The 10,786-nt window shown below is 57.3% G+C and carries 10 protein-coding genes; all 10 read left to right on the top strand.

The features are described from left to right. Positions 1-6 precede the first annotated feature (6 nt). The 10 genes from BLP82_RS01220 to BLP82_RS01175 are packed head-to-tail and all read left to right on the top strand — an operon-like array spanning position 7 to position 10,653. On the top strand, positions 7-459 hold the full coding sequence (locus BLP82_RS01220; protein WP_060742444.1) for an SRPBCC family protein: 453 nt from the start codon (positions 7-9) through the stop codon (positions 457-459). Then, complete coding sequence (locus tag BLP82_RS01215) at positions 456-1,586, top strand: hypothetical protein (RefSeq protein ID WP_092164624.1); 1,131 nt, start codon at positions 456-458, stop codon at positions 1,584-1,586. The genes BLP82_RS01220 and BLP82_RS01215 overlap by 4 nt, the downstream gene beginning before the upstream one ends. 18 nt (positions 1,587-1,604) lie before the next feature. Further along, the gene (locus tag BLP82_RS01210; protein ID WP_060742442.1) at positions 1,605-2,291 is read left to right on the top strand and encodes an ABC transporter ATP-binding protein; all 687 of its coding nucleotides are present in this window, start codon (positions 1,605-1,607) and stop codon (positions 2,289-2,291) included. After that, positions 2,288-4,648 (top strand): ABC transporter permease, encoded by a 2,361-nt coding sequence (locus tag BLP82_RS01205; RefSeq protein ID WP_092164623.1) that lies wholly within the window; start codon positions 2,288-2,290, stop codon positions 4,646-4,648. Before BLP82_RS01210 ends, BLP82_RS01205 begins: the two co-directional genes overlap by 4 nt. Further along, positions 4,645-5,424: an outer membrane lipoprotein-sorting protein gene (locus tag BLP82_RS01200; protein ID WP_060742440.1), complete on the top strand. Its 780-nt coding sequence runs from the start codon at positions 4,645-4,647 to the stop codon at positions 5,422-5,424. The genes BLP82_RS01205 and BLP82_RS01200 overlap by 4 nt, the downstream gene beginning before the upstream one ends. A 16-nt stretch (positions 5,425-5,440) precedes the next feature. Further along, entirely contained in the window at positions 5,441-5,686 is a 246-nt protein-coding gene (locus tag BLP82_RS01195; RefSeq protein ID WP_060742439.1) for an acyl carrier protein, read from the top strand. 8 nt (positions 5,687-5,694) lie between these two features. Then, positions 5,695-6,912 (top strand): beta-ketoacyl-[acyl-carrier-protein] synthase family protein, encoded by a 1,218-nt coding sequence (locus BLP82_RS01190; protein WP_092164622.1) that lies wholly within the window; start codon positions 5,695-5,697, stop codon positions 6,910-6,912. Further along, a complete protein-coding gene (locus tag BLP82_RS01185) occupies positions 6,909-7,880 on the top strand; it encodes an SDR family NAD(P)-dependent oxidoreductase (protein ID WP_092164621.1) in 972 nt (323 codons plus the stop codon). Before BLP82_RS01190 ends, BLP82_RS01185 begins: the two co-directional genes overlap by 4 nt. An 11-nt stretch (positions 7,881-7,891) precedes the next feature. Continuing rightward, positions 7,892-9,421 (top strand): acyl-CoA dehydrogenase family protein, encoded by a 1,530-nt coding sequence (locus tag BLP82_RS01180; protein WP_139197792.1) that lies wholly within the window; start codon positions 7,892-7,894, stop codon positions 9,419-9,421. Beyond that, on the top strand, positions 9,418-10,653 hold the full coding sequence (locus BLP82_RS01175) for a hypothetical protein (RefSeq protein ID WP_139197791.1): 1,236 nt from the start codon (positions 9,418-9,420) through the stop codon (positions 10,651-10,653). The genes BLP82_RS01180 and BLP82_RS01175 overlap by 4 nt, the downstream gene beginning before the upstream one ends. Positions 10,654-10,786 lie beyond the last annotated feature (133 nt).

Genomic DNA, 10,786 nt, shown 5'->3' with positions numbered 1-10,786 from the left:
CCGAGTATGCCCGTATTGGAAAAAACCACCCTCATCAAGGGGCGTAGCTGTGCCGAGGTATTCGACTTCTGCATGGAAGGTGTGAACTTCCCGAAGATCTTCCCTGAGCGCGTTACCCCACTTGGAAACATAGATATTGCTGACCTGCGGATCGAGCAAGGGCGTCAATTCCGTTTCCGGCATTGGATGTTCGGGTTTATCCCTGCCAATTGGACCGTTGGCATCCGCGAAGTCAAAGACAACGAGTATTTCATTGATGAAATGATCAAGGGGCCCCTGAGTGCGTTCCGGCATGAGCATCGCGTTGAATCCGCTGCCGGGGGGACGCTGTATACGGATCGAGTGACTTATCACGCAATAGGCGGTGCGTTGTTTGAGTGGTTATTTGTCGACGCCTATATGGACCGGATATTTGAAGCACGTCACCGCAACATGCAACAGCTTTTGGACCTCTCATGATTACTGTCGAAGCAGTGGATACGGCAAAGCGGTTAAGGCAGTTTATCGACCTGCCTTTTCGTCTGTACGCCGACGACCAGCACTGGGTTGCGCCCTTACGCAGCGACATGAAACGGATATTGTCACCACGACATAACCCCTTCTTTCGCGAAGCGCAGATTGAGCATTTTCTGGCGCTGGATGATCAAGGTCAGGCCCAGGGTCGAGTCAGCGTATGTATTCACGCGGCATACAACCTGCGCTTTGGTCATGAGCACGTTTTTTTCGGTTTTTTTGAAGTCGCGTCAGACCCCGCCGTCACGCGGGCATTATTCGATGCGGTAGGTAAATGGGCGAGAGCGCGTGGCAAATCGAGGTTACTGGGGCCTTACAGTTATACCTCGACACAGGATGCTGCGTTGTTACTCGAGAACATCGACGGCCGGCCTCCCACGTTGCTGCAAACCTATAACCCGCTTTGGTACGCCGACGCTCTCAAGCAGGCGGGTTTCGATCTGGCTTTCACCTTCAGCACGTATGGGGTTGACGTGGAGCAGTACCGTGCGCGACGCAAGGCCAGCCGCAGTGAAAAAGTATTGCCAGGTAGCCAGTTCAGTGTGCGCAGTGCTACGCGGGCTGACTTGCGTTCGAATCTGGAGGAGATCCGCTGTTTGTTCAACAGTGCATTTGCCGAGAACTATGAGGTCGCGCCGATCTCCAAGGCCAGTTTCAAATTCCAGATCGATAGTGTGAAGACGTTTATCGATCTGGAAGGCATCAAGCTTATTGAGTTGGACGGCCGGGCCGTAGCATTTTTCCTGATTTTGCCGGACCTCAACCAGATCTTGAGTCGGCTCAAGGGGCATTTCGGTCTGTTCGACCTGTTCAAGCTAAATCGTTACAAGCGCGGCGTCACCGGTGGTGTCATCGCACTTATCGGTGCCGACCCATCTGTCCAGGGAAGTGGTCTAGGCCGGTTGATCGGCGATGAGATCGTGCGTTACGCCGAACCGCGCTTTCAACGTGTTGACACCATGTGGATCGACGACCGCAATCCTTCCAGCTACGTACTTGCACGTAATGTCGGAATGCGTCGGACCAAGCGCTACGGTGTTTTCGGACTCAATCTAGACCAAACCCCGGGTTGAACTGGAGCTGTAATCGAAATGGATAACCCCTTGATTTCTCTTGTGGGACTGAAAAAATTCTACCCCAGCGGCGACGGGCGCAGTTTAGTGCTCAATGACATCAACCTGACGATACCTCGCGCCAGCATGACGGTGATCAGAGGTGTATCAGGCTCGGGCAAAACCACGCTGCTCAACGTGCTGGGCGGTTTGGATCGTGTGGATGAGGGACTGGTCCAGGTCGCAGACGCACGCCTGAACGCCATGGACTTCAAGGCATTGACGCGTTTCAGGGCGGAGCGGGTAGGGTTCATCTTCCAGTTTCACAACTTGATCCCGACGTTGACAGTGAAGGAAAACGTGCTGACTGGGCTTGAACCGATCCGCTCAGTCACTTTGCAGGATCATGCGCGCGCGCAGGAATATTTGCGCAAAGTCGGTCTGCACGAACACGCCGAAAAATTCCCTTCAAAACTCTCCGGGGGCCAGCAACAGCGGGTCGCTATTGCGCGAGCGCTTATCAAGGAACCTCAGTTGATTCTCGCGGACGAGCCCACCGGCAGTCTTGACGAAGAGACAGGCATGCGTGTTTTCGAACTGCTGCGTCAGATGCAGGAAGAGAAGCAGGTCACGGTGGTCATCGTCACGCACAACCCCGCACTTGGGCAGCACGCCGATGACGTCTACGAGATGCGCTCCGGCAACCTGCACAGGGCCGAACCATGAACATGCTGATGCGGCATGTGCTTCGCTCGGTTCTGGTCATTCGCTATCGCTTGCTGACCATCGCACTGATCTGTGCCTCGACCTTTGGTGTGCTGGTGGGTGCCTATTCGGCGATCGACAGTCTGTTCGATACGGTGGAGGACATTCAGTCCCACGCATCGATGGCCGATCTGGAAGTCATCTTTGCGCCGGACGATCTGATCAACCTCCCGGCATTTGATGACATTGCCGGCGTAACCGCGACCCATCACCGCTTACTGATGCCAGGGTTGGCGCCTTTGGGCGGTAATCAGCCGGTCGCAGGATTGATGGTGAGTGCCGACGCAGCGGATTTCTCGGCGGTCAATCGACTGAAGGTCTTGCAAGGTCGCCTGCCGAATGCAGCGGATGTTGCAGGGATTGCCCTTGAGCGTAACTGTGCGAAATTCCATGGGAAGGGCGTGGGTGACCGTTTTGATTTTATTGCCGGCGCTGCCAGGTATCCGGTGGAGGTTATCGGCATCGTTGAAAGCCCGGAGTATCTGGTCGCGCCGCTGAACCCCAGTGTGTACGTGCCCAGCAACGGCTCCCTGTGTGTGTTGTTTGCTGACCAGGGGCTCATGCGCCAGCAGTTGGGTTTTTCAGCCAGCAACAGCTTGTTGTTCAGCGTGTCGCCGCATGCGTCGATGAATGAGGTCAAGCAGCGCATTACCGCGCGAGCGCAGTCGCGTCTGGCCGTCGATTACGTGCTGCCGCGCCAGGAGCAGTTCAGCCAAAAGTTCCTCGAGTTGGACCTCAATACCTTCAAGGTTTTCCTGCCTACGGTTGTGCTGATTTTTGCGCTGTCATCGACCCTGGTGGTGTTTTTCCTCATGTTCCAATGGGCCAAGGAAGAACGCCCATTGATCGCGATGTTTCTCACGCTGGGCTATACGCGTCGACAGGTCGTTTGCGCTTACAGCCTGCCTGCGCTGATGCTGATTGTGCTCGCTTTGGTGCTGGGTTGCGGCCTGGCGCTGTTTGATATGTATGCATTCGGCTGGAACTATGCACGCGCCATCGGCATGCCCGAGCCACAGTTGATGTTCAAGCCAGCTTATCTATGGCGAGCCGGATTATTGTTGTGCTGCACCGTCGCCCTGGGCATGTACTTGCCGATGCGCTCGATCATTCGCATCACGCCGATGGACGCCCTGCGTGACGTTGGCGCAGGTCAGGAGCAAGCGTTTGCGCTGCGCATGGTCGCCTGTCTGCGTCATATCGGAGGACCGTTCTGGTTTCGTTATTCGTTGCGCAACTTGCTGCGCAGCTGGCGCATCAGCCTGGTCACGGTGCTGGCAATGTCGGCGAGTATCGCAATCACCATTGCCTTCTATATTTCCCTGACGTCCATGGAGCGAACCGCGATCAGCAACGTGGAGCGCGACAACTGGAGTCGCGTGGTCGATCTGGATGTGCCCTGGTGGGATGAAGATATCGGCCGTCTCGAAGGCCTGGCGTCAGGCAGTCGCTGGTCGACGTTCGTCAAGGGCGGGGCGCAGGTTCTGGGCGAAGGGCAGCTGGATAACGCCAGTCTCCTGGGTATCGAGCCGGCAGACAGCGTGCGTCACGTAAACCTGATGGAAGGCCGGATGTTGTTGGACGGCGATCTTGACGCGCTGGTTATTGAACGCCGCATCGCCATCGCCCATGACGTCCACCCAGGTGACCGTTTGAATCTAAAAGTGCGAGGAAACGTCTATCCGGCCAAGGTCGTCGGGGTGTTTTCCGGGGCGCTGCCGGGTGAAGTGATTACGACGCGCCGCTTCGCTCAGCAAATGCTGTCACTGGATGAGCAGTTTACCGGCGCGTACCTGGTGGATGCGGGGAGCAGTGGCCTGGACGATGCGAGAATCTATGAGTTGGCAGGCGTGGTACGGGTTACGTCCAAGCAGAACATAGTCGCCTCCATCCTGGAGATCAGTTCGCATATCTGGGTGATCATTCACATCTCGGCGTTGATGAGTATTGCGATTGCACTGCTGTTTGCGGTGACCAGCATGAACTTCAGCATCGTGGGGCGTCGCGGCGAATATGGCGTGTTGAGAATTCTCGGTTTCAGCGACCGAAGTGTGTCGCTCATCATGCTTTGCGAAACCTTCAGCGTTGCGCTGCTTGCTGGCGTGGTGTCCATCCCCCTGGGCTATGGTCTCGGAGGCGTCCTCAATCATCGCCTGACGGACGTCTGGTTCAAGATCAATACCGACCCCGCCTTCAGTGATTTCTGGAGAGTCATCCTGCCCGCCTTGGTGATTATTCCATTCGCAGCAATGCCTGCCATTCGTCATGTATTGCGTATTCCCGCGGTAGACACGCTCAAGCTCAGGAATTTTGGATGAACAGCAAACTGCTAACTGCCTTGCCTCTTTTAATGCTTTGCACATGGCCAGCCTTCGCCGACGATGCGCTGGCGGTCATGCAGGATTCTGATCGCCGTATGAAGGCACAGGACGAAAAAGTCGACTATCGCATGGAGCTGTTCGAGGGCGAGCGGCTGACCTTTACACGCCAACTGAGTCGCTTGGACAAGCGTATGAGCGACCGCATGGGCACCCTGGTACGGTTCACCGCGCCCGCGGCCGTCAAGAATGTTGCGCTGTTAATCGAGGACAGTGGAAAAGCCGCGAACGACATCTGGTCTTATACCCCTTCGACCAAAAGTTTGAGACGACTGGCCGGTTCTCAAAAGCAGAACTGGTTCATGGGTACAGACTTCACCTATGAAGACTTTGAGGACTACAAGCTGCTGAACTACACGTTCACCAGCCTCGCGACCTCCCAGCCCTGCCTCAGTTGGCCGGCATGCCGGCAGATTGAAGCGAAGGCGCGTAGCGAAGAGGCAGATATTTCCGGCTATTCACGCAAGGTCTATTACCTGGAAGAGAAGAGCCGTTACCCGGTGCAGGTGGATTACTTTGACCGCCAGGGGGTGCTGGTCAAACAGCTTAAAAGCGACGGCTTGCAAGTTGTCGACGGATTCAGCAGGCCTACGGCCCAGACCATGCACAATCTGGCAGCCAATAAGAGCACGCGGATGATTGTCGAGAAAGTGAGCATCAACCCTGGCATCTCGGATGCTGAATTCACTCAACGTGCCTTGCGCACTGAACACTGATCCCGAGAGTCCCCGTATGTCGACTGAATCGCTGCAAACCCTGGTGCTGGAGTTGCTCGCCAGCACGCTGGAACTGGATATCACTGAGCTGGATACGCAACTGAGCATCGAAGAGCTGGGGCTCGACTCGCTGGACGTACTGAAGCTCACCTACGCAATTGAAAAGCGATTCGCTGTCAATTTATCAGCGTACAGCCATACCGATATCAGCTCCGTGTCTCGCCTGGTGGAAATACTTGCTGAACGGCTGGCCTCCAAGTGAGCGGTTTCATGAACACAGTTGTCATCACCGGAGCGGGGTGTGTGTCACCGTTTGGTGTGGGTCGAGCGCGTCTTTGGGAGGGGTTGGCCACAGGACAATGTGCGATCGCACCAGTGCCTCGTTTGATCGACGTTGTCGGCGGAACATGTAACGCGGGGGCGTTGCCGGGGGATGCACTTGATGGCCTGTTCACGGCCAATGAGTTGTTACTGTTAGACCGCGCGAGCCAGTTTGCACTGCTGTCGGCGGCAGAGGCGCTGGCCATGGCCGGTCTCAACCCGGCAACGGTTGACCCCTACAGGTGCGCGGTCTACATGGGCACCGCCGTGGGTGGCAGCGAGTCGTTGCACAGCGCCTATCTGGATCTCTATCAGGCCGGCAGCGCTACACTCGCGCCGTGGACGGTGCCCCGGGTCATGGCGAATGCCGCAGCCAGTCACATAAGCCTGAAATACGGTTTCAAGGGCCCGGCGCTCACCGTCAGCACCGCGTGTGCCTCTTCCACACAGGCGATTGGCGAGGCTTATCGGTTGTTGCGATGCGGTGATGCAGACCTGGTGATGGCAGGTGGCACTGACGCATGTCTTAACGCACTGGTCTGGAAAGCGTGGGAGGCGTTGCGAGCCATGGCCCCCGATACCTGCCGGCCATTTTCCGTTGGCCGGCGTGGCATGGTGCTGGGCGAGGGGGGCGGTGTATTGGTTCTGGAGACCCTGGCGCATGCCCGAGCGCGCGGCGCACCGATACTGGCTCACGTGTTGGGGTATGGGGTCAATAGTGACGCTGGCGACCTACTCAAGCCATCCGTGGAAGGCCCTGCTCAGGCCATGCGCCAGGCCATTGCCGACAGCGGCTTGCCCGTCGAGGCATTCAGTTACATCAACGCCCATGGCACCGGCACTTTACTCAATGACCGGTGCGAAACGGCGGCGATCAAACAAGTATTCGGCGCTCATGCGCCTTCGCTGGGCGTGTCATCCGTCAAGTCCTCGATAGGTCATCTGATGGGCGCTGCGGGCGTGGTCGAGTTGATTGGGGGGCTTATGAGCTCGACACACAATCAGATTCCCGGAACCCTCAATTACCTGGGGCAGGATGCCGAGTGCGACTTGGACTATGTGACAGGGGGCGCGCGCGAGGCCAATGTGAAAGCGTGGCTGAAAAACTCCTTCGCGTTTGGTGGCCTTAATGTTTCCTTGGCTCTGGCTGCGCAGGGCGCTCAATGATTCTGGTCACCGGCGCCAGTGGATGCCTGGGCAGTCATATCGTGCGGGAGCTGCTGGAACAGGGTGAGAACGTGGCAGTGCTGGTCTTGCCGAACGATCCAGCCGCAGCGTTGCAGAGCCTGCGCGAAGGTTTGGTCTGGCGCGAAGGCGATCTTCTGGATCCCGCCAGCCTAGGGTCCGCGCTTGAAGGCGTCACACAGATCTACCATGCCGCCGGTTTGGCGCTGCCTTACGAGTGCGAGCGCAAGCGTATGTTTGCGGTCAACGTGCAGGGCACGGTGAATTTGCTGCGGGCCGCTCGCGACGCGGGGGTCGAGCGCATCTTGCACGTATCGTCCATCGCTGCCGTTGGCTATCCGGTCGAGGAAGCGGACGAGTCAATGATCTATAACGGCGATGCATTTCGGCTGGCCTATATGCACAGCAAGCGTGATGCAGAAGATCAGGTCCGTGGTTTCTGTGCGTCGGGCATGGATATTGTCATTGCGTGTCCCTCTGCGGTCATCGCCTCCAACTGCGATGTGCTGCATGGATGGGGCAAGGTCATGCTTGATCTGCAGCTTCGACGCCTGCCGTTTATCCCACCCGGCGGCATTGCGGTCATCGGCGCGCAAGATCTGGTGAGGGGGCTGCTGGCCGTCATGGCCAAAGGCAAGAGCGGGGAGCGATATATCCTGAATGCTCATAACGTCAGCTATCTCGAATTATTCACCTGCATGGCCGCTGCGATGGCCGTCGAAGCACCGCGTTGGCAGCCTCGTACATTGGGATGGATCGTCGCCCTTTTGCGGCCGTTGGACGTATTGCTCACGAGAATACCCCTTAGGCTCTCGGCCGATGTCGTTGCGTTGCTGGGCAGGCAGGTTCATTACCGAAGTGACAAGGCTCGTCGGCAATTAGGCTTCGCGCCGACACAATCACTGGAGCATATGGTCCATGAGGCTGCAAGCTGGTTGACGAGTCGATAGGAGATTAGTCGTTGAATGCATGGATGATGCTTGATCCTCAAGCACGGCAGGACACGCCTGCTGTGACTGAGTTGAATGCATGGTTGCAGGACTGGGCGAAACGCCTGGACTTTCGCCTCATGGATGAGCGCCGTTGCCTGCCGCCGCACTTGGTGCTGGCAGTCGGGAACCGGGGTTTACTGGGAATGCAGGTGCCCGCCGACTATGGCGGCCGGTTGTGCTTGTCCAACTTCGAATTGCTGCGAGTACAGCGTCAATTGGGCGCCATTGATCTGACCTTGGCTTTTTTTATCGGTCTCAACAACGGGTTGGGTATCCGTCCTATTCAACGCTTCGCGGCGCCAGCCATCAAAGAGCGGTACCTGCCGCAACTGGCGAATGGTCGAATGCTCGCCGCGTTTGCGTTGACTGAGCGGGTGGCGGGCTCCAACCCGCTGGGCATGGCGGCCTGCGCGCAACGTGAAGGCAATGTGTTCAGGCTTGATGGGACTAAGTCCTGGTCAGGTTCGGCTGCATGGGCGGGCGTCATTTCGGTATTCGCCCGGCATATTGATGACCAGGGGCGTGAGCTCGGCTATCTGGGACTCTGTGTAGATGCAGAGCAACAAGGTATGCGCCAGGGTAGCGAAGCGATGACGCTTGGCCTCAAAGGCATGGTGCAGAACCAACTGCATTTTGAAGCTGCGCTGGTCAACCAGGACCGAGTCCTGGGAAGTGCCTATGCAGGCCTGGCTGTGGCCAGCGACACGATGGCGTTCGGCCGGCTGGGAATTGCCGCTACCTGTGTCGGTGGGTTATGGCGGTGTGTTCAGTTGATGATCCGCTATAGCACCCGACGTAGCCTGGGCGGTCACCGTCTTTGGGATCATGAGCATACTCAACGTGTGGTTGATGACGCGCTCTGTGCAGCGACTGCAATTGGTAATTGGGTCGATGACCTGGCGCTACGACTGGATCAGGGCTTACCTGATGCTCCCCCCGAGGTCCTGGCAGCGACGAAGTGGTTGGCCAGCGAGGTGCTTGGGGAGGTCAGTGATAGCGCGCTGCAGATGCTAGGGGCTCGCGGCTATTGCGATAACAATCCCATTGGACAACTCTGGCGCGACGCTCGTATTACGCGTTTATTCGAAGGGCCTTCGGAAACGCTGGCGGCTTTCATCGGCCAGCGCGTGCTGGAACAACCCCACACGGTCATCGCCTACCTTGACCAGACTGTCCATGGCGAAATTACCCGAGCACGAATCCTGGAGTGGACTGCCGAAGAGGTGTCCGCCTCGCGTTTATCTGCGGGTACGCTCAGGTTGGGGGAATGTGCTGCCTGGTTGATGCTCTCGTCGCAACCGCTGGATGAATTCTGTCGCCGTTGGGTGGACTATCGACTGGAGAGGGCGCTGCACGCGTGGGAAAGAACACGTTTGCCTATCAGACAAACGAATTACTCAAGCGATTGGGCAACGATTGATGCAGGTCTTCAGGATTGCATCCAGCCCGGTGAAGAGCGCGAGATCGACCCTTTGCTTGCCTCACAGGTGAGCCTATGAACGTACCGGCAGTGAAGGTTGGCCTTGCATTAGGGATACTGAGTAATGTCTGTTACGGCGCCGCTCTCGACGCACTCGATTTCAACGGTCGTCTGGAAACCCGACAAGCGTTGACCCGCGAAGGCGAGTGGGGGCTCAACGAGTACTCCGCATTGTTGGGGGGGAGCTGGCAGGATGCATCGGGCTGGCGCTACAAGTTGCAAGTCAGGGCTTTGCAGGAAAATAAACTGGACGGCGACTATCACGAAGTCGAGCCCCGTGAACTCTTCGCTGAATACCAAGGCGAACGATGTACCTCCACGCTGGGGATACAACAAGTCGTCTGGGGCAGCGCTGACCGGCTCAGGGTCCTGGACGTGATCCATGCGTTTGACCGTCGCGAAGGCTATTTCGGCGACTATGTCCAGCAACGACGCCCATTGGCCATGCTCAACAGTGAATGCTCGGTATTCCAGGATCAATCCTTACAGCTGCTGTTGATCCCCCAGACGCGTACGGACCTTCTTCCCGATAGCGGTGCCCGTTTTGCTGAAACCAGGGTCAGCGACTATTTGGGCAATATCCCTCAAACCGAAGCGGATGGTCCGGATTGGCGTAAACCCTCCGACTGGACACCCGCCTTGCGTTGGAGCGGCAACGTCCATGGGGTGGACTACTCCCTGAATGGCTGGCACGGCTGGCAGACTGAAGAGACCTACTCCGCCCGGCTGACACCCGCTGGTCTGAGTTATCGAGAAGCACTGAAGCGTCGCACACTGCTTGGTGGCTCATTCGCGATGCCGATAGGGCCGGTGGTGTTCAAGGGGGAAGCGGCCTTCGTACCTGATGCCTATCGTTACTCCCAGGCACAAACCGGCATCGTTGAGCTGAAGAAGAACCGTGAGAAGCAATTGCTGCTGGGCGTGGATTACTTGAGTGGGGACTGGTTCTTCGGCATGCAGTACTACAACGTCTGGAAGGATGCCGTGGCGCGTGCCGTCGATCAGGATCGCACGCAAATGATCAGCTTGGCGGTACGTCGCGAGCTGTGGCAGGGCCGGCTTTACCTCACCGCTTACGTTGCACAGGACCTGCGCCTGGATGCGCAATATGCTTCTTTGGAAATGCGGTACGACGTTGATGCTCACTGGCAGCTACGTACGGGGGTGGACATATTCGAGGGAAGTCAGCGCAGCTTCGGTTATTTTGATGAACAAAGCCGGTGGATCAATGCTGTGCGTTATTCCTTTTAGCGTGGGCATGCGCTGCGTTAATGTCATTTTTGCGGGCGATGGCGACTCAGTCAAAGGGGGACGTGTTGAGAATAGGGAGGCATTTCCTTTACTAGAGATTCTCAGGGTCGCCGAAAAACATTTTGACTGGGCT

This window comes from Pseudomonas sp. NFACC37-1 (assembly GCF_900101575.1).
GTDB lineage: Bacteria > Pseudomonadota > Gammaproteobacteria > Pseudomonadales > Pseudomonadaceae > Aquipseudomonas > Aquipseudomonas fluorescens_AA.
Note: the sequence above shows the minus strand (reverse complement) of the source record. Positions and strands in the feature narration are given on the sequence as shown.